Below are 24,995 nucleotides of genomic sequence, written 5' to 3' on the forward strand. Positions count from 1 at the left end.
GTGGCCCCGAACAATGGAGGCCGCATGTCCATATTAAAAACCGCCTTGTTGACGGCCGCGCTCTTGATGGGTGCGGCCGTTTCCGCGTCCGCCGACAGCTTCCCCGTGAAGATATCGGTCGATGCCGCGAAAACGACCGGGCCGGTCGAGCCGATCTGGCGCTTCTTCGGCGCCGATGAGCCCAACTACGCCACCATGAAGGATGGCCGCAGCCTCCTCACCTCGCTCGGCGCACTCTCCCCCGGCCATGTCTATTTCCGCGCCCACAACCTGCTGACCTCGGGTGACGGCACGCCGGCACTGAAATGGGGCTCCACCAATGCCTATACCGAGGACGCGCAAGGTCATCCGGTCTATGACTGGCGCATCATCGACCGTATCTTCGACACCTACCTGGCGCGCGGCGTGAAACCCTATGTCGAGATTGGCTTCATGCCCGAAGCCCTCTCCACGCAGCCGCAGCCCTATCAGCACACCTGGCGGCCAGGCAGCGGCAGCCTGCGCACCGGCTGGGCCTATCCGCCAAAAGACTACGGCAAGTGGGAAGAGCTGGTCTATCAATGGGTGAAGCACTGCGTCGAGCGCTACGGCCATGACGAGGTGGCGAGCTGGTACTGGCAAACCTGGAACGAAGCCAACCTGCCGCAATATTACTGGGGCGGCACCCGCGGAGAGTTCTTCAAACTGCACGAGGTCAGCGTCAGGGCCGTGCGCCGCGCCCTGCCTGAGGCCCGCGTCGGCGGCCCGGATATGGCCGGCGCCAATGATGATTTCATGTCGGCCTTCATGGATCACATGGAAAAGACGGCGACACCGACAGATTTCCTGTCCTTCCATGCCAAGGGCGGGCCTGAATTCGTGGAGGGTCATGTCCGCATGGGGCTTGCCACCCAGCTCCGGGCGGCCGATCACGAATTTGCCGCCATCGCCGCGCGTCCGGCCTTCAAAGACAAGCCGATCATTATCGGCGAGTTCGATCCGGAGGGCTGCGCCGCCTGCCAGGGCCCGGCCAATGCCTATCGCAACGGCACCATGTATTCGAGCTATACGGCTGCCAGCTTCACGCGTGTCGCCGAATTGGCGCAGCGGCGCGGTGTGAAACTCGAAGGCGCTTTAAGCTGGGCGTTTGAATTCGAGGACCAGCGCTATTTCGCCGGCTTCCGCCAACTGGCCAGCAACGGAATCGACATGCCGGTGCTCAATGTCTTTCGCCTGTTCTCGCGGATGAAGGGACAGCATGTCGCCGCCCTGTCCGATCATCAGACGCCGCTTGATGCCGTCATGACCAGCGGTGTGCGCGATGATGCTGACGTCGGCGTTACAGCGGCACGCGACGGCGATCGCCTCAGCATCCTTGTCTGGCACTATCATGACGATGATGTCGCCGGGCCGGACGCGGCGGTGTCTCTGGCGCTTGACCACTTGCCGGCCGCCTTCAAAAAGGGCGCGGTCATGACGCGCTACCGTATCGACGCGACCCACGCCAACAGCTTTGCCGCTTATCAGGCCATGGGATCGCCCCTGGCGCCCGACAATGCGCAGTACGACGCCCTGAAAGCGGCGGCCTTACTGGCGCCCGATCAACCGGCTGCGCTAAACATAAACGCCGGCGAGACAAGTCTGAATTTCGAGCTGCCGCGTCAGGGCGTCACCTTGCTCGTAATCACACCCGTGAATTAGGCCGTGCCCGAAGGCGCCTGTGAGCCGCGGAAAGACAGGTGGCGTGACCTGCATCAGGTATATTCTTGCGCATTTTTACGCCCGCACCTTGACACCGGTGTCACGATCTTGCCTAATCATGTCTGACGCCAAGCCTTGAGGTGACGGCTTTATAAAACAAAATTACGTGCAGGAAGTCGATGTCACAGGTTCAGGAAGCCGCCGCCAGTCCGTCCACACCCAGTCAGAAACCGACCAATATCCGCTGGGTTATCTGCGGTCTGTTGCTGGTCGCCATGGTCATCAACTACACCCACCGCCAGACCTTCGCGCTGTTGAAAAGCACGGTCGGGGCCGAACAGGGCTGGACCGAAGAGACCTATGCCGACATCGTTTTCTGGTTCCAGTGCGCCTATGCCTTCGGCTATATCAGCTTCGGCGGTTTTATCGACAAGATCGGCACACGCGCCGGCTACACCATCGCCTTTGGTATGTGGACCCTCGCCCACACCTTGACCGGCTTCGTCACCAATTCGACGCAGTTCATGCTGGCGCGCTTTGGCCTGGGCCTTGGTGAATCCGGCGCCTTTCCGGCCAGCCTAAAAGGCATTGCCGAGTGGTTCCCGCAGAAAGAACGCGCTTTGGCTGTTGGTGTGTTCAACAGCGGCGCCGCCATCGGTGCCATTGTCGCCCCCCTGCTGATACCGCTCATCACCGCCGCCTGGGGCTGGCGCGCCGCCTTCTTCTCCACCGGCATCGTCAGCATGCTGTGGCTGATCGCCTGGCTCAGCATGTATCGCAAACCGCGCGACCATAAGGGCGTCAATGCCGCCGAACTGGCCCTGATCGAAAACGATCCGGCCGATCAGGTGGCCAAGGTCAAGTGGTTCAAGCTGTTATTCATCAAGGAAACCTGGATCTACGCCATCGCCAAGTTTCTCATCGATCCGGTATGGTGGCTCTATCTGTTCTGGCTGCCCGATTTCCTTGAGAAGAACTACAACCTCGATCTTAAGAGCTTCGGCCCGCCGCTCGTCGTCATTTACCTGCTGTCGGATGCCGGCAGCATCGCCGGCGGCTGGATGTCGTCGCAAATGCTCAAGATGGGCTTCTCGGCCAATGTCGCGCGCAAATCGACCCTGTTCCTGTTCGCCCTGTTCGTGCTGCCTATGCTGTTCGTCAGCGGCGTGAAGGACCTGTGGTTGGCCGTGCTGATCATCGGCCTGGCGGCGGCGGCTCACCAGGCGTTTTCCGCCAATGTCTATACCCTGCCGTCCGACCTTCTGCCGCGTTCGGCCGTGGCCTCGGTCATCGGGATTGGCGGCATGGCCGGCGCCATCGGCGGCATGTTCATGTCGAAATTCGTCGGCTTCCTGCTGGAAACCACCCACTCCTACGCGGTGATTTTCGCCATCGCCGCTTTCACCTATCTGGTCGCCTTCGCCTATATCCACCTTATGTCGCCGAAGCTGAAACGCAACGAAACCCTGACCTAGTGGCCGGGTTACATCACGGAAATATTATCGCCTTCGCCCCCACACATTACCGCAAGATACCCGCAAATTGATGTATTCCTTAAGGAATAGGGTGCAAACTCGCGCCTCAGGGCCATAGGCCCGTCGACAGGGGAGTATGGCGGTGTCGATACGCACGCGTGTTCTGATTCTGGTGGGCTGCTTTGCCCTGATGGCCTTTGTGGTAACGGGGCTCGGCCTCCTAACCATCGGCGACTACAACCGCATGATGAAGCAGTATGATCACGCCTATGATCATGCGTGGCGCGGCGAGCGTTTCAATCATCTGATCAGCAATTCGGTTATGGAGACCCGCGGCATCTATATTGCCCGCAATCCACAGGAACTCACGGGTTTCGTCACCAGCCTGAACCGCAATCTCGACGAAATGCAGACTCTTCTGGCCCAGTGGAAAGCCGATGCGACACCCGCGGAAAAGCCACGCCTTGAGGCGATCTCTGGCCAGATGGCCGGCTTCATCTCCCTGCGCCGTCAAGTGGCCCACCTGGCCACCAAGGGGGATGTCGAAGGTGCACGCGGCCTGAGCGACGGCAACCGCGCCGACCGCATCGCGTTTCAGGCGCAAGTCGATACCCTCGTTCAGGGTACACAGAAGGACCTCATCGTTGCGCAGAAAGAGGCGGACACATACAGCAAAAAGCGCGCGGGCGATTTCCTGCTGACAGCCCTGCTCGGTATCGCCGCCATCATGGCCCTGTCGCTGTGGATCGTGGCGCATTTCATCACCGATCCGCTCAAAAAGCTGGCGGCCGCCATTATCAAGACCTCGAAGGGCGAATATGACGATATGCCGGTGGCGGAGAGCGAGGGTGAAGACGAGGTGTCCTCGGTTTGGCGTGCCCTGGCCGTGCTGAAGGAACGCGCTATCGAGGCCGAGCAGTTAGCCGCCGCCAAGGCGCAGGCCGAGCACGAGAAAGAACTCAAGCTGCGCGAAATTCTGCTCGATTAGGACACTTATCCAAAGCGTCCGCGCTTTGGCTTCAATTTAGGGCTTGTCGACCACCATCTTGCCAACCGGCGCCAGAGCCAGTTGCGCCAGCTGGATGTCCTTGAAGGCGAACGGGATGCCGATGATGGTCACCGCCTCGGCGATGGCGACCATGATATGCGCCAGAGCGATGTACCAGCCGGCGAAGACAAACCAGATGATATTGAGGACAACGCCCAGGCAGCCGCCGCCTATGGCCGCCTCGCCCGTATAGGCCTCACGATCGACAATCTGCTTGCCGAAGGGCCAGAAGACGAAGCCGGCGATGCGCCAGGCCGAAAAGGCCCAGGGCAGGCCGACCACAGTGCAGGCCAGAACCAGTCCGCCGAACAGCCACAGGCACCCGGCGATGAAGCCGCCGAAGATAAACCAAAGAATATTGAGCAGAAGCGTCATGGGAGGGCCTTATAAAGGGATGGCGGCCTAAAGTATGCGCGCTTTGCGTCGCGCGTCATGTTAAATTTCCGTCATGAGGAAGCGCGGCTTAGCCGCGCCGGTCCGCGCATCCTATTACCGAGAAGGCCTTAGCGGCACACCTGGATTTACCTATAGTGATATGGACATGGACATCACGAGAGAATATACTAACATCTTACATGAATTCGTTTACTATATACATATCAATGCTTGGAAATACATCTGGCATGGCCTTCGAGATTGTAAAATAGTATACATATTTACTTGATATTGCGAATGATTAACTGCTAAAAATTGAACGGTGCGGTACAAATAATGTCTGTACGCAGACAATTGTAATAGGCATTTCGACGTAAAGGAAGCGCGCAATGGCGGAGATGATCAATCTCAACAAGGCTAGAAAAGCCATGATAAAACAACGTGAAGCCAGCAAGGCTGCGGAAAATCGCATAATTTATGGAATTTCAACCAAGGTTAGAAATTTGGAAAAAACCAGGCAAAAAACTAAGGCTGATAAACTGGCTCAAAAGCGCCTGAAACCTGACGACGATAATAAAATAAGTTGACGATGAACAATAAAGATCACAAATTTGACTAACCACAAGATAACAAGGTTATATAGTACCAGAGGTCAACATGAACAACCCTACCTTCGCGGTGGATAGGGGCACACCTTACCCAAAGCACTTCGTGGCGGCGGGCCTTCATGACAGAGGAGGAAAACAATGCCTGGCTTAAAAAAACGCTCCGTCAACCTGGCGGGCCACGCCACATCCGTAGCGCTGGAACCGGAATTCTGGGTGGTTCTCGAAACCATGTCCAAGGATCGCCGAATCAGTCTGGCGGCACTGATCGCCGAACTCGATTCCAAGCGGGGGGAAAGCCTTCTGGCGTCTTTCTGCCGCTTATCAGCCCTCGCCTACGTGCAAAGCGCCGGCGCCAAACGCAAAAAAAACTGAGCTTCCGTCCACTGTCTCCCCTTCGACACTGCGCATAGATAACGCGCCAGAGTTGAAACAGTGGTTTTTTTAAACCCTAAAACATAACGCTGTTACGCGGGTTTGGCATTGTGGTCCGAAGTCGCGCAACAAAAAACGTTCACTTTTTGTGCCGATTTCTGTGATCGGGGCTATTTGTCACTTGGCGCGGCGGCCAACTGCGATTAACTGAGGGCCATGACCACGTCCCCCTCCATAAGCCAGATGGCTGCCGTCAAGCCCGACCTCTTCACCGGGCTCAACACCGAACAGGAAGCCGCCGTCCGCACGGTGCAGGGCCCCGTGCTCGTGCTGGCGGGCGCCGGCACCGGCAAGACCCGCGTGCTGACCACGCGCATCGCCCATATCCTCGGACAGGGGCTGGCGCGACCGTGGGAAATCCTGTGCGTCACCTTCACCAACAAGGCTGCCCGCGAAATGCGCGAGCGCACACAAAAGCTCGTCGGCGCCTCGGCGGAAGGCCTGCAAAACCTCGGCACCTTTCACTCGATCGCCGCGCAGATCCTACGCCGCCATGCCGATCTGGTAGGCCTGAAATCGAACTTCACCATTCTGGACGACGACGATCAGGTGCGTCTGCTCAAGGGCATCTTCGAGCAGGAAGGTATCGACCAGAAGCGCTATACGCCTAAATCCTTTGCCTGGCAGATCGACCAGTGGAAGAACAAGGGCCTGACACCGGATAAGATTAAAGGTGGCGAGGGGGCTGAATTTGGCGGCAATAAAGGCATCAAGCTCTATCAGGCCTATCAGGATCGTCTGCGCATTCTCAATGCCTGCGATTTCGGCGACCTGCTGCTGCACAATCTCGACATCCTGACCAAGCACCCGGACATCCTCGAAACCTATCACCGCAAGTTCAAATACATTCTGGTCGATGAGTACCAGGACACCAACGTCTCGCAGTATCTGTGGCTGCGCCTGCTGACCAATACAGATCGCAACCTGTGCTGCGTCGGTGACGACGACCAGTCGATCTATGGCTGGCGCGGCGCCGAGGTCGATAATATCCTCAAGTTCGAGCGCGACTATCCCGGCGCCAAAATCATTCGGCTGGAGCGCAATTACCGCTCGACCGAGCATATTCTGGGCGCCGCGGCCGGCCTGATCAAGGCCAATACCGCCCGCCTCGGCAAGACCCTCTTCACCGACGAAAAGGGCGGCGACAAGGTGCAGGTACAGGGGCTGTGGGATGGCGCCGCCGAAGCGCAGTTCGTGGCCGAAGACATGGAGCGGCTGCATAAGGGCACGCGCGATAACGATCCGCGCAAGTGGTCCGACATGGCCATTCTGGTGCGCGCCTCCTTCCAGATGCGGGCGTTTGAAGAACGTTTCGTCATGCTGCAGATCCCCTACACGGTTGTCGGCGGCCCGCGCTTCTTCGAACGCGCCGAAATCCGCGACGCCATCGCCTACCTGCGCCTGATCCAGTCGCCCGATGACGATCTGGCGTTTGAGCGCATCATCAATGTGCCCAAGCGCGGCATCGGTGACGCCACCGTGCAAAAACTGCTGCAACAGGCCCGCCTCGCTGGCGTCTCGGTCATGACCGCCGTGCGCGACCTGATCCAGACCGATGAACTGCCGGCGCGCGCCAAGACGCCGCTGGTCGGCTTCATGCGTGATTTCTCGCGCTGGCTCGATCTCAGCAAGGACGCGCAGGCCAGCGTCCTGCTCGATACCGTCCTGACGGATAGCGGCTATTTCGACATGCAGCGCGCCGACAAGACCTCCGGCCAGACGCGGCTCGACAACCTCAAGGAACTGGGCAACTCTATGGCCGCCTTCGATGATCTGGCCGCCTTTCTCGAGCACGTTTCGCTGGTCATGGATCTGGAGCGCGACAATGGCGGCGACAGCGTACGCCTGATGACCCTGCACGCCGCCAAGGGGCTGGAATTCCCCGTCGTTTATCTGCCGGGCTGGGAGGAAGGTATCTTCCCGTCGCAGCGCTCGATGGACGAAGGCGGGCTGAAATCGCTGGAGGAGGAGCGCCGTCTCGCCTATGTCGGCATCACGCGCGCCCGTCAGGAAGCCAAGATCAGCTTCGTGGCCAACCGTCAGGTCTATGGCCGTTGGACCAACCAGATTCCGTCGCGCTTCGTGGATGAACTGCCGATCGAGAACGTCGAGGCCACCTCGCAGACCGGCTATCAGTCGGCGGGCTGGCAATCGCAGCAGAGCCGCTGGGACCGCGCCGGCTATGAACCGAACTATACCAAAAAAGCCGAGGCGCCAGCCTATGGCGGCGATCTGGCCGGTGTCGATATGCGCCGGCTGGAGCCCAAGGCGCGCCCAACTCCGCACCGCCAACCGGCGCCCGCCAAGCCTTCGGCCAAGAATTTCAAGCTCGGCGAGCGCGTCTTCCATATGAAGTTCGGCTATGGCCTGATCGTCGAGATCGAAGGTAACAAGCTGATCGTTAATTTTGAGACCAGCGGCGACAAGAAGGTTATCGACAGTTTCGTGGATCGGGCTTAAGCATTAGGTTCGCACCTGCGAACAGCGGCTGGGGGGTCGCTTAGGAGAGCGCCTTCATGCCCGATGCGTCTACCAGTCCGATGCCGCCACGGTTTATGCTTTTTGAATATTCCGAGCTTAACCCCGCCTTCCGCGACAACCCGCATACCCTGTTAGATCCGCAACGTTCCGCACGTCCGGTCGAGCACGACGGCATGTTGCCGGCGGTGCTGATCACATCCTATGCCGCCGGCCGCGAAATCCTGCGTGACGCCCATCTGTCGCGCAATTTCAACAATGCCGCTCCTAACAACCCCGTCATCGCCAATGTCCGCCGCCTCAATGAGGCGGTCGAGGCCGAATTCGGCCGCCACGATTCCATCGTCACGCTCGATGGCGCCGACCATACCCGTGTGCGCACGATTATCGCCGAGGCCTTCCTGAAACGCGCCGCCGCCCTGCAGGCCACGGTGGCGCGCATCATCGCAGAACGGCTTGACGCCCTGACGGGGCGCGACAGCTTCGATGTGGTAGCCGATTATGCGGCGCAAATCCCCATGCGGGTGCTGGGCGCGCTGATGGGCTGCCCCGATGCGACGCTGGACGATCTGAAACGCTGGACCGAGGCCGGGCAACTGGCCTTCGATCCGACCAAGTCCGCCGAGCAGGAGCACCTGGCGCTGGAAGGCCGGCGCGGCATCTTCGGTCATTTCCGCCAGCTTATGGCCGAGCGTCGCACAGAGCCGCGTGATGATTTCGTCAGCGACCTGCTGGCGGCGCAGGCGCGCGGCGCGCCGATCGACGACAACGAAATCCTGCACAACCTCTTCGCCGTGCTGGTGGCCGGGCACCTGACCACGGCCGACCTGATCGGCAATGGCGTCGCCTTGCTGCTCGATCACAAAGAGGCGCGCGACGCCATCCTGGCCGATCCGGGGCTTATCCAGCCGGCGGTCGAGGAAATCCTGCGTCATGAGCCGCCGATCTCCTTCACGGCGCGCTTTCCGAAGAGCGAGGGGGCGATCGCCAGATGCCCGTACCACGCCGGCGACGCCCTGGTGGTCAGCCTGATCGCCACCAACCGCGACCCGGAAAAATTCGACGATCCGCACCGCTTCGACATCACGCGCCGTCCCAATCCGCACATGGCCTTTGGCGCCGGCGCCCATATCTGCCTCGGTGCGCCACTAGCCCGCATGGAAGGCCAGATGGCGCTGCTGAAACTATTCGAGCGCTTCCCGAACCTGCGGCGCGTCGAGGCTTCCGCGCCGGAATGGCGCGCCGTGCCGGGCGTGCGGGGGCTTGCGCGCCTGAACGTGGCGACAGGGTGATATTTTGGCGGCGCGCTTGATTTTTTACCGGTTCAGGCGGATATTGAGCCTATGAATATGCCTCTGATCCAGAAATCGGCCGCCGCCAAGCGCCGTTCTACAAGCGGAACGCGCCGGCCTGAGGTGCTGGGCGTCACCAAGGACGGTGTAAAAATTCTGAAGCCTGTTCGCGCACCGACCAATTTCACGGTTGAAGAAGTGCGTGAGGCCGTGGCCAAAGCTTTGGGAAAAAGCGCCTGATCCATGAATTCTGAGGACGTTTTTATAAACTGTCCGTTTTCGGATGATTATGATTCTTTCTTCAAGGCGATCCTGTTCACCGTTATTCGCAGCGGCTTTAATCCGCGGTGCGCGCGCGAGGAAGATGACGGCGGCGATGTCCGGTTCGACAAGATTTGCCGCATTATCGAAGATTGCAAATACGGTATCCACGACATATCCAAGACGGACTCCGATGGTGATCCGCCGCTGCCGCGCTTCAACATGCCTCTGGAGCTGGGCCTGTTTCTCGGGGCGAGAAAATATGGCGATGCGGAGCAATCGCTTAAAAAGGCGATCATTTTTGACCGCGAAGCCTATCGCTATCAGAAATACATATCGGATATCTCCGGTCAGGATATCCACGCCCACAATAATGATGTCGATCCGTTGATTATTGAGGTGGCGGCATGGCTTCGGCGCGCCTCCAAACGCAAGACCGTTCCCGGCGGCACGGCCATTGCCGATGAGTATGCGGTCTTCATGAAAAACCTGCCCGTCATGCTGGCGGCCCGACAGATGCAGCCCCAGGACCTGACCTATGATGACGACGTTACGTTTATAGCCGAATGGCTGGTGAGAAACGCATGACACTTCTGAAAATGGCCATCCTCATGGCGCTTGTTCTCCCTGCCCTGCCCGCCCAGGCTTCAGACCCCGACTGGCTGACCGTCAATCCGGACAACACCCTGGTCATTGATACCGATAAAGGCCGGCTGATCATCGAGTTGCACCCGGAAGTCGCCCCCAAGGCGGTCGAGCGCATCAAGCTGCTGGCGCGGCGCGGCACCTATGACGGCTTGCTGTTCCACCGCGTCATTCCGGGCTTCGTGGCCCAGACCGGCGATCCCGGCAATGTCGATGGCGGAAAGACCGAACTGCCCAACCTCAAGCCCGAATTTCGCTTCCGCCTCAAGGCCGATGTGCCGCATACGGTCGTGGCGCGTCCCGGTGGTCTGGATGTCGGTTTCATGGGCGCTCTGCCCTATGTGTCGGTCGATGAGAAGCGCATGGGCGCCAATCCCGATCAGGCCGTCCACGCCTGGGGCAGCTATTGCAACAACACCATGGGCATGGGCCGTGACGATACCCCGCTCGATTCCGCCAATGCCGAAATCTTCTTCATGCTGGCCCCGACGCAGCGCCTTGACCGCGACTACACACCGGTTGGCCAGGTGATCATCGGTGGCGACGTGCTGCAGAAACTGGCGCCGGGCGAACCGCCGGCAAAGCCGGATTCGATGCTAAACCTGCAGATCATGGCCGATATGAAAACGCCGCCGCAAGTACTGGTGATGAACACCAAAAGCGCCGCCTTCAAGGCGCTGACCGACCGCGTGCGCGCGGAAAAAGGTGCCGATTTCTCGATATGCGACGTCACCGTGCCGGCGCGGGTGATGCCGTGACGGAGTGGATCCTTTCCGGCAAGGTCCGGGCGCGCGAGACGGCGGATGGCATCGAGATCGTGATCGATGGCCTGACCACACAGGCGAAATATTACAAGCCGCTGGTCTATGAGTTTTTCAGAAAAGAGTGGCCCAAAAATCCTGATGCCAGCCGTGCGGCCTGGGGCGATTATGCGGTAGAAATCCGCATGGAGCATATCGGCGATCCGCCCTGGATGGACCTCGACAACCTCGCCAAGGCCCTGCTCGACGCCATCAAGGGCTTTGTCTTCCACGACGATTCACAGGTGGCGCGTCTTCTGGTCGAACGCCATCCCGGCGAGCGTGAGCAGATCCATATCCGCGTCTATGCGATCCGGCGCTGATTACCAGCTCCACGGCTCCAGAGCGCCCCAGGCCGTCAGCACGATGATGTAGAAGCCCCAGAACAGCAGCAGAGCGCCATGCGCCGCCTTCTGCCACATCGGCCAGCCATCACCATGGCGGCCGCGTTCGTTATAGACGAAGTAGTAGGTGGCGAACTGATAGAGCGTGCCGAGCGCGGCGATAAAGGCCAGGGTCGAGGCCAGGCGCACCTGCCCGCTCGGCCACTTGGTGAACAAGGCGCCGGGATCATCGGCCAGTTGCGAGCGCCAGTGATGGAAGACGAAGATCGACGCCAGCCACAGTATCGACAAGCCGGCCGAAATCAGCGTGGCGCGGCCCTGCTCCTCGCTCGGATGCTCATGGCGCGCCGGCCCCTTGGCGAGCGATAACCACACAAAGATGCACGACACCATCATGAAGGCGGTCAGCACGGTCACCATGCCGGGATTGTGAATCCAGCTCACCCGCTCGTAACGCGCCTCATTGGTGGCCGTTTCGAAGGCGCTGACATGGGTGCCGTCGGCGTTGAACAGGAAGTGCAGTCCGCCGGTCTGCTGCGCCGGCCCGCCATCCTCGCTATCCTGCTGCGTAAAGAAGCCGGGTGCCGAGGCCGGCACGAAGGCCGACAGGCCGTTCTGCGTGTTGAGGATCAGGCGGCCATCGGCATCGACCGTAACCGACACCGTGTTGAGCAGGCGCGTGATCGCCCCTTCGAGACCGCCATAGGCACGGCGGCTGGAGACATAGTGTCCCTTGATGGCGTCGTAATAGGCCTTGTTCCGCTCATAGGCCATGCTCGGTTGCGGCATCAGCGGCGGCCGCACCAGATCGCCCGACAGGTGATCGAGCAACAGGTTGGGGAAGCTGGCAGCCAGCGCGCTGCCGGTCTGGGTGTTGGTGCTGATAAAGATGCCGAGGTTCATTTCCGGCACCAGGATCATGTTGGAATTGAACCACAGGGTCGCGCCGCCGTGGCCATAGGTGGTGAAACCGGCGGGGCTTTCGCGCACCATCAGACCCGACGCCCAGCCGTTATAGCCTTCGGGCATTTTCATAAGCGGCTGGCGGAAAGCGTCGGCGGAAGCGGCGTTGAAAAGCTGGATGCCGTCGTTCTGGCCATTGCCGAGCATCATGGCCATCATGCGCGCCATGTCCTGCGCGGTCGAGGAAGCGCCAAGCGCGCCAGACAGGGAGATGGCGTGATCGAAGGGTTGGGGCTCATAGGTGGCACCGTCCCAGATAAAACCGTCCGACAGATCGCGCGTCAATTGCGGTGACAAAGGCGCCGGCAGGGATTCCAGATTGGTCGCGCCGACGTCGTAAGGCTCGCGCAGGGTGCTGTGCTCCATGCCGAGCGGCTGGAAGATGCGCGTTTCCATCAGGGTCGGCACATCGCGAGCGTGCGCCGTCTGTTGCAGGGCGCGCGCGGCCAGGCCGGCGCCATAGTTGGAATAGGAAGAAAACTGGCCGGGTTCGCGGACGCGACGCGGCTTGTGCAGGTGGAAATAGCTGTCCGGCCCGATCAGGCGCGAACCGTTAAGCTGGAACAGATGCCCAAGGCTGGTGTCTTCATAGCCGCTGGTATGATCCATCAAGGCGCGCAGGGTGATGTCCTTGTAACGCGGATCGCGGACGTAGATATCATTGGGCAGGTAGTCACCAAACGGCGCGTCCAGCTTGATGCGACCGGCCTCGATTTCCTGACGCGCCACGATCCAGGTGAACGTCTTGGTCACCGAGCCGATGCGGAACAGGCTGGTATTGGGATCGACATGGCGCATGGGCGACAGGCGGTCATAGCCGTAGCCCTTGATCAGCAGCGGCGTATTGCCCTGAACGATGGCCACCGTGGCGCCCAGCACATGATCGCGCTGCATCAGGGTGCGCACCACCGAGTCGGTGAAGGTCTCGATATCGTCGGGGCTGATCGGGGTGCTGGCCGGGACGGCGCCAGAGACTTGACCAGCGCGTGGCGACAGGCTGGGGGTCACCATCGGCGCTGGCCTGGCGGTCACGCCCCCCGGTATCGTGGTGACATAACCGATCGGTGCATCCGGATTGGCCGGCATTGTGCGCACAGGCCCTGCGGGATTGGGCGGGATAACGGTTGTGCGCGGCTTCAGTCGGGGACGCGGTTTCGGCGCTTCCGAACTGGCCTCCGCCGATGCGCTCGACGGCATATAGGGTTTGAGTTCGGCGGGCTTAAGTTCGGCGGGCTTAGTTTCCGGTATGGGAGTGGCAGCATCAATGGTTTGCGGCACCGCCGGTGCGGCAAACCCCAGAGCGAGAAAGAGCGACAGCGCGAGGCTCGTGCCGCGCGTCAACGTGCTGAAATTTTGTCCGATAGTGAGAGCCCGCCTGGCCATCCGTGCTTAAATCCCGATACGCATGCACCCCAGAGGCGAAAATAGGCGATTCTGGCAGTTTACGTACGGTCTTTTTTGCCGCCTGACGCTTTATTTTTTGCGGAACTGGTCGAGCGAGACGATCTTGGGCGCATCGCCCTCTTCCGTCTCGGTTTTCGCAACGGCAGGCTTGTTGTCCGAAGCCGGCGGCGGGGTGAATTCCGCGACGATATCGCCGATTTCTTCGCCGTCTTCCAGGTCCTGCGTCAGGGCCGCCGGATCATCGACCTCGAACTCCAGCATAAACTGGGCGTGCGGATCGTGGAAGCGGGTGATCGCCGTATAGGGCACGGTCAGGATCTTCGGTGCGCCGCCAAAGGTCAGGGTGACGCGGAAGAAATCATCGGTGACGCGCAGGTCGCGGAACTGATGCTGCAACACGATGGTGATATCGTAAGGATAACGCGCCAGCAGATCGGGCGGCACGGAAACGCCCGACGCACGGGTCAGGAAGGTGACGTAGAAATGATGCTCGCCCGGCAGGCCATCGGGCGACGCCGCGCGCAGCAGGCCTTGCCGGATAACGCCGCGCAAGGCGTTCTGGGTCAGGTTGGCGTAATCCATCTGGTCGACGATCATCTGATCTTCGGACATCTATCCATGTTTCCGTTTGAGTGTGCAGGTGCGTTGAGACTTAGCACTTCTGCGCCGAAACAAAACAGCAAATTGCCGTGAAGGGCTAAAAAAGCCGTACGCATCTGTCTAATTTGCAGAGTTAGCCCCTTGATAGACTTTCGTTAACCAGACTCAACTAGAAGGGGAGATAACACAGTTTTTTTTGAGTAGCGGAGCCTGCCCTATGACCGATAATCATTCGGACCACCAGCACAGGCTTGCCTTCGCCCGCATCGCCCCAGACGACATTACCCAGTTGCGGCAGGTGTGGCCGCTTATCGAACCGTCACTGCCGCGTATCCTCAAGGCCTTCTATGCCCACGTCGGGCAGGAACCGAATCTGGCCAAGATGATCGGCGATAATGAAAACCGCCTGCAAGGCGCGCAGATACGTCACTGGAAGAGCCTGTTCAACGACGGCTTCAATACCGGCTATTTCGATAACGCCCTGCGCATCGGCCAGACGCACCATCGCATCGGTCTGGAGCCCAAGTGGTACATCGCCGCCTACCAGTTCGTGCTCGATGAACTGGCCGTCACGCTCACCAAGGCCAATGCGTTTAGGCCCAAGGCACTCAGCCGTGCGCTGATCGCGGTCAACAAGGCGGTGTTCATGGATCTCGATGTGGCGATCTCGACCTATCAGGCCGCCAGCGAAAACGCCATTATGGAACGCGCGCGCCAAACCGACCGCGCCATCGATCAGTTCCGTCATGAATTCGAGACCATCGTCGCCTCCTTCACGGATAGTTCTACCGCCCTGCAGACCACATCTCGCGATCTGGGCCAGGTGGCCAACAGCGCGCAATCGACCTCCGGCACCGTGACCGACGTCGCCAACCGCGCCTCGATGGATTCACAATCGGTGGCCGCCGCTTCAGAAGAACTGACCAAGTCGATCCAGGAAATCAGCAGCCAGATCAACGGCGCCTCGACCGGCATCCGGTCGGTGGTCCATATGGCCGAGGCCTCCACCGCCGAGGTCAGCCAGCTTTCCGGCGCCGTGACCAAGATCGGCGATATCTTAAGCCTGATCCAGGGCATCGCCTCGCAAACCAATCTGCTGGCGCTCAACGCCACCATCGAAGCGGCTCGCGCGGGGGATGCCGGCAAGGGCTTCGCGGTCGTCGCCACCGAGGTCAAGGCGCTGGCCGACCAGACTGCGCGCGCCACCACCGAGATTGCCCTTCATATCAAGGAAGTGCGTGGCTCGACCGACCGCGCCGTGGCTTCGATCGGTGATATCGTCAATGCGGTCGCCGAAGTGGAAAGCTCGAACACCTCGATCGCCGCCGCTGTGGAGGAGCAGAGCACCGCCACCAACGAGATCGCCGTCAGCATCCAGCACGTGTCCGACGCCTCATCGAGCCTGTCCGAACATATGGTCAGTCTGGATACGGCCGTGCGCCAGACCCAGACCGCGACCGCGTCGGTCGACGCCTCGGCGCAATCCCTGGCCACGCAATCGGGCGAACTGCGCCGTCATGCCGAGCAGTTCTTTACCAATCTGCGCGCGTCGTAACCCGCTCGCGACGCAAGACGCTTCCACGATGGCGTCGCACGCCAAGCCCTGCTTGTGATAATACCCTGCACCTCATTCAGGTCCGCTAGTCGATACGGCGCCAACTTGCGCCATCAACTGACCCGTGAGATGCTTTGGGCGTTTCCCGGAGATCGCACTTACGTTCGCGCAGGCTGAACCATTTCCTTCATTTGCAGCTGCACTCGTTTTGTGATTGTATTTGGATTGGTTGTATGGGGTGACAGTAATGGCCAGGCGTGGACTGCTGATCATTTTGATGTTTGTGCTGTCGGCCATAGTGCCCGCCTATGCGAAAACAGGAGTTCAGGTACTGGATCGAAAGGCCATGATGGCTTTGGTTGATCTGCCATCTGAAGATTTTGCTGCAGCCAGGAACGTGCGTCGGGCTTCGGCCGAGGCTGAGCTTGCACCCCCGTCGACCGGATCTGAGCGCCGGATGGTCTTGTGGCAGTGGGCGACGGGGATGGTCGATTATCCCTATTTTCACTGGCGCGAAACGGGCAAGAGCGTGCCCGACGACTGGGCGCCTAAAAAGGCGGCGATTGCCAGCGTGCGGTTCGATGATCCCTCAGCGCTGGATGTTCCGGTCTATCGCGACTTTATCGACGCATGGCTGCACGATGGAGCCGGTGTTTTGCTTAGGTCCGATCCGAAACGGCGGCAAGGCGATAATGTCTGGCTGCGTGCGCGCTTTGACATGTTGGCCTTGGTCCCCGACAGACAGATCGGCATCACCAGCATGAGCCGCGTGCTTACGGCACATATTGACGATAATGGTGCCCGCGATATTGGAACGCAGATTGAAGCCTTGGCCGTTAGGGGCGCACCGCCTGAGGCCATAGCCACGTTTCGCAAAGCAGAGGCCGATGAAATGGCTTCCCTGCGGGATTATATCGCCGTGGTCTATAAGCGGGTGAACGGGGTCGATCTCTTCCTTCATATATCCCGCCCGGAAGGGGGAGCAGGCCTGCACCCTGTTGCCTTGTGGCTTCATGGTGGATCATGGGAAACGGGTCACTGGAGCTATTGTCCGGTCTTTTGCACCCGACTGAAAGAGCTGGGTTTCAGCGTCGTTCAGGTCGAATACCGAACGGCGCAGCGCTTTGATACGACGCCGCTTGATAGACTCAAAGACGGCAGTGACAGTTTGAACTGGCTAAAACACCATGGTCGTGAAATGGGGCTGGATACAGACCATTTGCTGGTCGCCGGGTTTTCCAGTGGCGCCTCGTTAGCCGTACAACTGGCGCAAAGGCCGGCATATGGGGTGAAAGGCGCGCTCCTGCTTTCGGGTTGCTATGATCTGACGGAGGAGAGCTGGTACGTTCGTACGGTCTCGCCTTTGGCGGATGTGAAGGCCCTGTCACCGGTCTATGCGGTGACCAAGGCCACGCCCCCCTTGCTTTTGTTTCACGCGCGCGACGATAAGCTCTGTTCCTATTCGGCGGCAAATGCTCTGGCGGAAAAATCCAGCGCCTATCACGACATGACACGGCTGATCGATTTCGAAGAGGGCGGGCACTTCTTCGTCTTCACGTCCCCGCTCATCCGTAAAAGGCTAAAAGAGGAAACCGGCATTTTTGTGCGGGGACTTAGGCTTAACACAAACCCTTGAAGTCTATACTTACGGCTACAGGCACAAATTTCGCTTCAACTCTTTAAGGCAGACTCAACACTCAGTTTTTCCGGAGGCTTCTTATAAAACATCGCATTATTTTGAGGGTGTCAACCGTCGTCGAATAGGGGGACGGTCGAGAAATGTTCTCTCTTCCAACACCAAATCGGCGGTCAGGTGCATACCCGCAAAGGTCCGTTACGAAGCTTTACAAAAAGAATGAATCTTTGGCCGCTTTGGCGCAAAGCGGAACACAAATCTAACTTGTACGAATGAAAAATTTGCCGAAGGCAAAAGCCGGAGCCTTCCCAGGCCGCAATACCGCGTCCCTTCTTGCCAGCCCGCCCCTGTTAAAAGCCGACCGAAAAATCTCCTAAATGCGATTACGAATTGCCTTTAGGCAAGGGCGACTGCCCGCCGCGCGCGTTCGCGCGTATCTTCACTGCTATAAAATGAAAAGGTGCTGGCCTTCTGTTGCAAGGCGGCCAGCGGGCCCCGCCTGAGAGGCTTATTTCCCAGGAGTTGTAGGCTGGATTAACCAGGCCGCATTACGCAGCGATGGCTTGATCCGAAGCGAAGTTATCGTTCGCAGTTAAAAAATGAGGCGATCACAGAGCCTCACACTGAGGGAAAGCTTCACCTTTACACGCCTGTCGATGCTGATCGGCCCCATAACCTTCCCGCGAAACCGGGAGAATAATGGTGGAGCCGCCGGGAATCGCACCCGGGTCCAGTTCGCTTATTACGTGGGCGTTTATCCCCATAGTCAAACCGAAGCCTGACCCACTCAATATAGGCGCTCTGCCCGGTGATGGGAAGAGATACCTCCGCTCTTTACCGATTTTTTGCCATGAGGCGCGCGACCCACGGGGTAAATTTATGCCGCGGCGGGTAAGCCTTGCGACACCTTACAGCCTCCAGCACAGGAAACATCCATGCCCACCTACAAGCAACATCGCGCCGCCGCCATCGCCTCCGGTCTCATTCTCGCTGTTTCGCTGACCGGCATGGTGGCGTGCAGCAAGTCGACCACCGACAAGGTGGAAGACGCCACGGCCAATGTCGCCGCCGACGCCTCCTCGGCCGTCAGCAGCATCGGCGCCGATATGGATGCCAACAAGACGCAGGACTTCGTCACCAAGGCCGCCGTCGCCAACATGTTCGAGATCAAGACCAGCGAACTGGCCGTCAAAACCTCAAAGAATGCCGACGTCCTGACCTTCGCCAAGATGATGGTCAAGGATCACACCGCCGCCGGCAAGGCGTATGAAACCGCCGTAGCCGCCACTTCCGGCCTGACCCCGCCGGTCGCGCTCGACGAAGATCACCAGAAGAAGCTCGACGATTTGGCCACCAAGACCGGCACCGATTTCGATAAGGCCTATATCGATATCCAGCAGAGCGCCCACTCGGAAGCGGTCAACCTTTTCGAGGATTATTCGAAAAACGGCAAGGACACCGCCCTGCAGGCCTTCGCCGCCAAGACCCTGCCGACGCTGCAGGCGCACAAGGACAAGATCGACGCCTTCAAGGAATAGATCTTTCCTCATTTACGCAAAAAAGATGCCCGTTCCTGCAAAGGAGCGGGCGTTTTACGTTGAGGCTGGTCTAAACCTTATCCTCGGCCAAGGCGTGCGCAACAATAGCGTTGGCGTGGCCATGGCCCAGGCCGTGCTCGGACTTGAGGATCGCCACGAGTTCCATGTGCTTTGCCGGGTAGTGCGCGCGCACGATACCCTGCCAGTCTGCGATGGGACGGCCATACTTTTTCTCTATCGAGGGAAAATAGGAAGCCGGGCCTTTGATCGGTGCGTCTGTCATGCCGTGATCAAACCGATTTTCGGCATAGTTGCCAATTCGGTCGCAGGGGGGGGCAAACAAGGGCGGCCGTTTCGTTCCAGGCCTGACTGTCGCGCTCACAACCGAGCGCCTGGTGCCGCCGAGCCTAAATGCCGACACGGATATGAGGCTCCCAAGCGAATACGTGGCCGCAGCTTTGACTTTCAAATTCACCGGAGAGTCAGATAAACGCGCTTGTCCCTCAACCTGGTGTCATTGTCCGTCAGGCGCATCAAATTGTGCGAAAAACAGTAAAATGCCCGCAGGATCCAGGACGTGAGTGGCCCACGCGCCATAGGCTTCGCGCCGTGGTGCGTGAACGGTAACCTCGTTGAAGCCTCCTTCCATCTTGACGCGGCTCGCGGTCTCGAACCACTCTTGCGCGCTATCGACAACCAGATGGAGCATGGTGTTGTGCGCCCAGGCCTCGACAAACGCATTTTGAAGAAAAAAGTGGGAGGCTCCCAGTTCCATAAGCGCGAGATCGGCATCCTGGTAGGATGATGTCCATCCCAGACGTGTGTAGAAATCAATCGAGCGACGAAAGTTCTTGGTCGCAATAAAGGGGCGTTGATCCTTGATGGTGGGCATATACGAACCGTTTCTCTAGAAGGGTTAATGAGCCAGGACAGGTGATTTCAGGGATAATATCAAAAGAGGTGCATCCCAAGGCCAACTATGGCAAAGACAATGTTCAATACCGGACAAAGGCTACAAAATGTCTGCCCTTTACGTTCTTGATCGCCGTCAGGACAGGACGCGCAAGGCCATAAGAAATGCCTTCATCGAACTGATATTCGAAAAGGATTTCCAATCCGTCTCGATGGCGGCGGTAGCCGACCGTGCCAACATCGGTCGGTCAACCCTCTATGAGCATTTCCGCACAAAGAATGACCTGCTGCGCGACAATCTGACGACGCCCATGTCGGCGCTGGCATCGATTGTCGGCTCCCGTGATGTCCCCGCGCACCTGTGTGGATGGTTGCGGCACTTTCGTGAAAAACAAGCCCTTGGACGTGTTCTGTTCTTTCTGCCCACGCGTGATACCGTTCTGAGCGTGCTGACGGGACTGATTGAGCGCAGGCTGGCCGAGGTCGCCGCACAGCCCTCCTGCCTACCGCTCAACCTAGTCGCTGCGCAGATCGCTGCGGCGCAATTCGCGATGCTCACGCCCTGGATATTGGGACAGGTTGCTCTGCCTGTGACAGCCCTTGCCACAGCCCTGCACCGTTCGACTAAGGCTCTGACCGACACCATAACGGGCCATCCAGGCAACAGCTGAGTCACGGAAATCGTTCTATTTTCAAGCCGAAACGCCCGCTTCCATAAAAAAGCGGGCGCAATGGGCAGGAAAGATACGAAAGCCTAGAAGAAGCCGACCTTCGCGGGGGCGTAGGACACCAGCAGGTTCTTGGTCTGCTGATAGTGGTCCAGCATCATCTTGTGGTTTTCACGCCCGATGCCGGATTGCTTGTACCCCCCAAAGGCGGCGTGCGCCGGATACTGGTGGTAGCAGTTGGTCCACACCCGGCCGGCCTGGATGCCGCGGCCGGCGCGATAGGCGGTGTTCATATCGCGTGACCACACCCCAGCGCCCAGACCATAGATCGTGTCGTTGGCGATCTCGATGGCCTCTTCCACGGTCTTGAAGGTGGTCACCGAAACGACCGGCCCGAAGATTTCCTCCTGGAAGACGCGCATCTTGTTGTGGCCTTCGAAGATGGTCGGCTTGATGTAGAAGCCGTCCTTCAGGTCGCCGCTCAGGATGTTGGCGTCGCCGCCGGTCAAGACCTTGGCGCCTTCGCTCCTGCCGATATCGAGATATTTCAGGATCTTATCATACTGCTCTTTCGACGCCTGCGCGCCGATCATGGTGCCTGTATTGAGCGGATCGCCCTGGGTGATGGCCTCGACGCGCTTGATGGCGCGTTCCATGAAGCGATCGTAAATCGACTCCTGCACCAGGGCGCGCGACGGGCAGGTGCAGACCTCGCCCTGATTGAGCGCGAAGAAGGCGAAGCCCTCCATCGCCTTGTCGAGGAACGCGTCGTCCTCGGCCATGACGTCGGCGAAGAAGACGTTGGGTGACTTGCCGCCCAGTTCGAGCGTGATGTTGGTGAGGTTGTTCGAGGCATAGCCCATGATGGCCTTGCCGACCGCGGTCGAGCCTGTAAAGGCGATCTTGGCGATGCGCGGGTTCTGTGCCAGCGGCTTGCCGGCCTCAAGACCCGTGCCGCTGACGATATTGAGCACGCCCGGCGGCAGCAGGTCCTGAATGAACTCCATCAGCACGAGGATCGAGGCCGGGGTCTGCTCGGCAGGCTTCAGCACGATGCAGTTACCGGCGGCCAGGGCCGGGGCGATTTTCCACGCCGCCATCAGGATGGGGAAGTTCCACGGAATGATCTGCCCGACCACACCCAGCGGTTCATGGAAGTGATAGGCGACCGTGTCGTGATCGAGCTCCGAAACGCCGCCTTCCTGCGCGCGGATACAGCCGGCGAAGTAGCGGAAGTGATCGACCGCCAGCGGGATATCGGCGTTGGTGGTTTCACGCAGGGGCTTGCCGTTATCCCAGGTTTCAGCCTCGGCGATGACGGCGAGATTGTCCTGAATGCGCTGGGCGACAGCGAGCAGCAGGTTGGAGCGCTCGGTCACCGAGGTGCGGCCCCACTTGTCCTTGGCGGCGTGGGCGGCGTCGAGCGCCAGTTCAATATCCTCGGCCGAGGAGCGCGGCACTTCGCACAGCTTCTGGCCATTCACCGGCGAGGTGTTGTCCATATATTTGCCATGCACCGGCTCGATCCACTGACCGCCGATGAAATTGCCATAGCGCGTCTTGAAGGGCACGCCGGCTTCAATATTGCGTTCAAACTTGGTCATGGAGACTCCTGTTGTTTCCTATAGGGCGCGATAGGGCCTCGCGTCTTGGGCCTGACGCTGCGCCTGTGTGCGGCGCAACAACAACTGTCATCCGGTTTCCTGAGCGGTGTGTGAGGCGGATTTCACCCCGTATAACGGCGTTTGTCGCGCCACACGACAGAGTTTGGAACGGTGTCGCAGTTTGCAACACAGGCGGCGCATTTTGGATCAAAACTATCGTGAGCGCTCAGATTGCGCTTGCGCGCCGCCCGCAAAAGGCTTTCCCTCACCCTATAAAAAAACAGGGATGCGACTTGACGACGCCTGATCCACAAAAAATCCAGAAAGCCCGTGAAGTCTTCTTCGCGCACAAAGGCTTGCCCGTTGATCAGATCGGCCATTCCATCCTGCGCTCGTGGATACGCTGCGCCGATATGGGGCTGGATGAGCGCAGCCTGCCGCGCGTCGATGCCCCTACCGCTTCGGAAATCCGCCTGCTGCACGAGAAGCACGAAGCCCTGCGCCGCATCTCGCGTCCGGAACTCGACGCGCTCTATACCGAAGCCCGCGAAATCTCCGGCATCGTTATCCTGACCAACGCCAAGGGCGAGATCCTGGACGCCGTCGGTGACGCCGGTTTCGCCGACAAGGCCGCCCAGGTGGCCTTGCGCCCCGGCATATTGTGGAGCGAGGACGGCACGGGCACCAACGCCATCGGCACCGCCATCGCCGAGCGCCGCGCTGTGGTGGTCAATGGCGGCGAACACTATTTCCAGAGCCATCAGGTGCTGACCTGCGCCGCCACGCCGATCATCGATCCGCGCGGCGCCGTCATCGGCGTGCTCGATATTTCCGCGCCGGCCACGCAGCAGAACGGCCAGGTCATCGGTCTGGTCCGCATGGCGGTCGAGCAGATCGAACACCGCCTGTTCCGCGGCGGCTTTGACGGCTGCCAGACCCTGCGCTTCCAGACCGACCCCAACCTGCTCGGTGTCGCCCGCGAAGGCATATTGGTGGTGAAGGACGGCGTGATCGTGGCCGCCAACCGGCGCGGCCTGTCGCTGATCGGCCGCACCTGGGACGGGCTTGACCATATGCACGTCGAGGAGATCTTCGACACCTCCGCCGCGCACCTGGCTTCGGGCCGGCTGAAAGCGCAGGACGGCCGCGAGTTCTTCGCCCAGTTCGATGGCGAGGCTACGGGGACATCCCAGCCAGTCGTGCCGCAGCAAAGCCTCGAAGACATCGAACTGTCGAGCATCCGGCAGGCTCTGGCGGCGCACGGCGGCAATGTCAGCGCCGCCGCCCGCCATCTGGGCATCCACCGCAGCACGATCTATCGTCGCATCCAGGACATGTAGGCCCTGCCGCGCACGGCTTGAGCGCATAAAATGTCGCCTTTACGGTTACATCTCGTTCATGAACCCCTTTTAATTTGATTTAAAAGCAACCTTCCTTCACTTTAGCGTCAAGTTCGGTCGCTATAGACCGATGTTTTCCGGCTTTTGGCTCACCCTAAAGCTCTGCTCTGGCGCACTTTTCCTTAAACGCGACATTGAGTGAGGCCCGCGCCGAAAGTCCTTTGGAGGCCAGTATGCGTAACGATGTTCTCAAATTCTCCCTGGGCGCGGTCGGCGTCCTCGCCCTGTTGACAGCCGGCACCGCCTCGGCGCAGGGAGCCGCCAACAACGACGGCCCTCAGATCGAACTGCGCGACATGGTGGCCCGCGTCGTTATCACGCCCGAAGACCGCAGCGACGTCGATATCCGCGTGCGCTACGGCAAGGTCAAGGTGCCGACCCTGATGGTGTCGCAACGTGGCAATGTCACCGTGCTCAACGGCCACCTCAGCAATCCGGCGCGCGGCACCGGCTTCAATTTCCGCATCAATATCCACGACGACGACGATGTGTCGGTCAACGGCGGCAAGGTGCATATTTCCGGCATCGGCATGGTGGATGTATCGGATCTGCCACTGGTCTTCGTTCGCGTCCCCAACAAGGCCGTGGTCAAGGATTCGGCCTATAGCTTCGGCCGCATCGGCCCCAGCAAGTCGCTGGACTTCATCATGAACGGCAGCGGCGAATGGGCCATTGATCCCGTCGGCGGCCAGCTCAGCATCATCAACAGCGGCTCGGGCACCATCAATGTCTCCACCGCCGGCGACAGCATCGTCGACAATATGGGCTCCGGCGACATCAACCTCGGCACCGTGCGCAATCTCAAGGCCGTGCTGACCGGCTCCGGCAATTTCAACGTCAGCCAGAGCGCCAATACCCTGCTGCAGAACCAGGGCTCAGGCGACGTCACGCTCAGCCGCACCGGCGCCATCAAGGCTCAGCTCAATGCGTCCGGCGATTTGTCGCTTGGCAATGTCATGGGCGGGCTGACCGTGATCAATAACGGCTCCAGCGATATCAATGTCGGCCGCGTGGCAGGCCCGGTCACGCTCGATCTGGCCGGTTCGGGCGATGTCTCGATCTCGGAAGGCCAGGTCTCTGACTTCATGCTCAAGGGCTCCGGCTCGGGCGATGTCTCCTACGGCGGCATCACCAACACGGTCAATGTCGATTCCAACGGCTCGGGTGATGTCAGCATCGCCAAGGCCACCGGCGCCGTCGTCACCAAGGTGGTCGGCTCCGGCGAAATGCACATCGGGCATTAGCCGCCTTAAATCTATCCTCTACGCCCAGCGCCG

General features: G+C 59.7%; 24 protein-coding genes and 1 other RNA gene. 17 read left to right on the forward strand and 8 right to left on the reverse strand.

Translation table 11 applies throughout. The features are described 5' to 3' along the window. Positions 1–24: 24 nt before the first annotated feature. The 3 genes from B060_RS0107935 to B060_RS0107945 all read left to right on the forward strand — a co-directional run bounded on the left by B060_RS0107935 (position 25) and on the right by B060_RS0107945 (position 4,143). A complete protein-coding gene (locus B060_RS0107935) occupies positions 25–1,680 on the forward strand; it encodes a GH39 family glycosyl hydrolase (protein ID WP_026172688.1) in 1,656 nt (551 codons plus the stop codon). A gap of 179 nt (positions 1,681–1,859) precedes the next feature. After that, positions 1,860–3,155 (forward strand): MFS transporter, encoded by a 1,296-nt coding sequence (locus B060_RS0107940; protein ID WP_018081240.1) that lies wholly within the window; start codon positions 1,860–1,862, stop codon positions 3,153–3,155. Positions 3,156–3,291: 136 nt separating this feature from the next. Further along, positions 3,292–4,143, forward strand: a complete 852-nt coding sequence (locus B060_RS0107945; RefSeq protein ID WP_018081241.1) for an MCP four helix bundle domain-containing protein — start codon at positions 3,292–3,294, stop codon at positions 4,141–4,143. Positions 4,144–4,179: 36 nt separating this feature from the next. Here the strand turns inward: B060_RS0107945 and B060_RS0107950 are convergent, their stop codons facing one another. Continuing rightward, complete coding sequence (locus B060_RS0107950) at positions 4,180–4,578, reverse strand: YccF domain-containing protein (RefSeq protein ID WP_018081242.1); 399 nt, start codon at positions 4,576–4,578, stop codon at positions 4,180–4,182. Between the two features lie 389 nt (positions 4,579–4,967). Here B060_RS0107950 and B060_RS0107955 point away from each other — a divergent pair, with 389 nt between their 5' ends. The 8 genes from B060_RS0107955 (at position 4,968) to B060_RS0107990 (ending at position 11,417) form a co-directional block, all read left to right on the forward strand. After that, a complete protein-coding gene (locus tag B060_RS0107955) occupies positions 4,968–5,165 on the forward strand; it encodes a DUF4169 family protein (RefSeq protein ID WP_018081243.1) in 198 nt (65 codons plus the stop codon). 159 nt (positions 5,166–5,324) lie between these two features. Continuing rightward, positions 5,325–5,558 carry a ribbon-helix-helix domain-containing protein gene (locus B060_RS0107960; protein ID WP_018081244.1) on the forward strand — a complete coding sequence of 78 codons (234 nt, stop codon included), beginning with the start codon at positions 5,325–5,327 and terminating at the stop codon, positions 5,556–5,558. 216 nt (positions 5,559–5,774) lie between these two features. Then, on the forward strand, positions 5,775–8,078 hold the full coding sequence (locus B060_RS0107965; protein ID WP_026172689.1) for an ATP-dependent helicase: 2,304 nt from the start codon (positions 5,775–5,777) through the stop codon (positions 8,076–8,078). Positions 8,079–8,134: 56 nt separating this feature from the next. Next, positions 8,135–9,388 (forward strand): cytochrome P450, encoded by a 1,254-nt coding sequence (locus tag B060_RS0107970; protein ID WP_081606814.1) that lies wholly within the window; start codon positions 8,135–8,137, stop codon positions 9,386–9,388. A 51-nt stretch (positions 9,389–9,439) separates the two neighbouring features. Next, positions 9,440–9,628, forward strand: coding sequence for a hypothetical protein (locus B060_RS0107975; RefSeq protein WP_018081247.1), 189 nt, complete (start codon positions 9,440–9,442; stop codon positions 9,626–9,628). 3 nt (positions 9,629–9,631) lie between these two features. After that, on the forward strand, positions 9,632–10,237 hold the full coding sequence (locus tag B060_RS0107980) for a hypothetical protein (RefSeq protein WP_018081248.1): 606 nt from the start codon (positions 9,632–9,634) through the stop codon (positions 10,235–10,237). Then, positions 10,234–11,052 carry a peptidylprolyl isomerase gene (locus B060_RS0107985; RefSeq protein ID WP_018081249.1) on the forward strand — a complete coding sequence of 273 codons (819 nt, stop codon included), beginning with the start codon at positions 10,234–10,236 and terminating at the stop codon, positions 11,050–11,052. Before B060_RS0107980 ends, B060_RS0107985 begins: the two co-directional genes overlap by 4 nt. Then, positions 11,016–11,417, forward strand: a complete 402-nt coding sequence (locus B060_RS0107990; protein ID WP_018081250.1) for a RusA family crossover junction endodeoxyribonuclease — start codon at positions 11,016–11,018, stop codon at positions 11,415–11,417. The genes B060_RS0107985 and B060_RS0107990 overlap by 37 nt, the downstream gene beginning before the upstream one ends. Here B060_RS0107990 and B060_RS0107995 read toward each other — a convergent pair whose 3' ends face one another. Further along, a complete protein-coding gene (locus B060_RS0107995; protein WP_236621526.1) occupies positions 11,418–13,784 on the reverse strand; it encodes a serine hydrolase in 2,367 nt (788 codons plus the stop codon). A 90-nt stretch (positions 13,785–13,874) separates the two neighbouring features. Beyond that, positions 13,875–14,417 (reverse strand): SspB family protein, encoded by a 543-nt coding sequence (locus B060_RS0108000; protein WP_018081252.1) that lies wholly within the window; start codon positions 14,415–14,417, stop codon positions 13,875–13,877. Between the two features lie 205 nt (positions 14,418–14,622). Between B060_RS0108000 and B060_RS0108005 the strand changes: the two genes are divergently transcribed. Then, the gene (locus B060_RS0108005; protein WP_018081253.1) at positions 14,623–15,960 is read left to right on the forward strand and encodes a globin-coupled sensor protein; all 1,338 of its coding nucleotides are present in this window, start codon (positions 14,623–14,625) and stop codon (positions 15,958–15,960) included. A 247-nt stretch (positions 15,961–16,207) separates the two neighbouring features. Continuing rightward, on the forward strand, positions 16,208–17,596 hold the full coding sequence (locus B060_RS0108010; protein WP_018081254.1) for an alpha/beta hydrolase: 1,389 nt from the start codon (positions 16,208–16,210) through the stop codon (positions 17,594–17,596). Between the two features lie 459 nt (positions 17,597–18,055). Here B060_RS0108010 and ssrA read toward each other — a convergent pair. After that, positions 18,056–18,418: a transfer-messenger RNA gene (ssrA, locus tag B060_RS26460) on the reverse strand. 113 nt (positions 18,419–18,531) lie between these two features. Between ssrA and B060_RS24060 the strand changes: the two genes are divergently transcribed. After that, on the forward strand, positions 18,532–19,134 hold the full coding sequence (locus B060_RS24060; protein ID WP_018081255.1) for a DUF4142 domain-containing protein: 603 nt from the start codon (positions 18,532–18,534) through the stop codon (positions 19,132–19,134). 70 nt (positions 19,135–19,204) lie between these two features. Here the strand turns inward: B060_RS24060 and B060_RS0108020 are convergent, their stop codons facing one another. Together B060_RS0108020 and B060_RS0108025 are read right to left on the reverse strand one after the other, a co-directional pair. Beyond that, positions 19,205–19,417: a DUF4287 domain-containing protein gene (locus B060_RS0108020; protein ID WP_026172691.1), complete on the reverse strand. Its 213-nt coding sequence runs from the start codon at positions 19,415–19,417 to the stop codon at positions 19,205–19,207. 231 nt (positions 19,418–19,648) lie between these two features. Next, positions 19,649–20,026 (reverse strand): VOC family protein, encoded by a 378-nt coding sequence (locus B060_RS0108025; protein ID WP_018081257.1) that lies wholly within the window; start codon positions 20,024–20,026, stop codon positions 19,649–19,651. Positions 20,027–20,153: 127 nt separating this feature from the next. Between B060_RS0108025 and B060_RS0108030 the strand changes: the two genes are divergently transcribed. Then, a complete protein-coding gene (locus tag B060_RS0108030) occupies positions 20,154–20,717 on the forward strand; it encodes a TetR/AcrR family transcriptional regulator (protein ID WP_018081258.1) in 564 nt (187 codons plus the stop codon). 83 nt (positions 20,718–20,800) lie between these two features. Here the strand turns inward: B060_RS0108030 and exaC are convergent, their stop codons facing one another. Next, positions 20,801–22,318, reverse strand: coding sequence for an acetaldehyde dehydrogenase ExaC (gene exaC / locus B060_RS0108035; RefSeq protein ID WP_018081259.1), 1,518 nt, complete (start codon positions 22,316–22,318; stop codon positions 20,801–20,803). A gap of 122 nt (positions 22,319–22,440) precedes the next feature. After that, the gene (locus B060_RS27120; RefSeq protein ID WP_157405625.1) at positions 22,441–22,698 is read right to left on the reverse strand and encodes a hypothetical protein; all 258 of its coding nucleotides are present in this window, start codon (positions 22,696–22,698) and stop codon (positions 22,441–22,443) included. On the opposite strand from B060_RS27120, the gene B060_RS0108040 reads away from it, so the two are divergent. Together B060_RS0108040 and B060_RS0108045 are read left to right on the forward strand one after the other, a co-directional pair. Then, positions 22,675–23,658, forward strand: coding sequence for a sigma-54-dependent Fis family transcriptional regulator (locus tag B060_RS0108040; protein WP_236621525.1), 984 nt, complete (start codon positions 22,675–22,677; stop codon positions 23,656–23,658). The two genes, B060_RS27120 and B060_RS0108040, sit on opposite strands and share 24 nt — an antisense overlap. Before the next feature lie 233 nt (positions 23,659–23,891). Continuing rightward, complete coding sequence (locus B060_RS0108045) at positions 23,892–24,962, forward strand: GIN domain-containing protein (protein WP_051081026.1); 1,071 nt, start codon at positions 23,892–23,894, stop codon at positions 24,960–24,962. Positions 24,963–24,995: the final 33 nt, after the last annotated feature.

This window comes from Asticcacaulis benevestitus DSM 16100 = ATCC BAA-896 (genome assembly GCF_000376105.1).
Taxonomy (GTDB): Bacteria; Pseudomonadota; Alphaproteobacteria; order Caulobacterales; family Caulobacteraceae; genus Asticcacaulis; species Asticcacaulis benevestitus.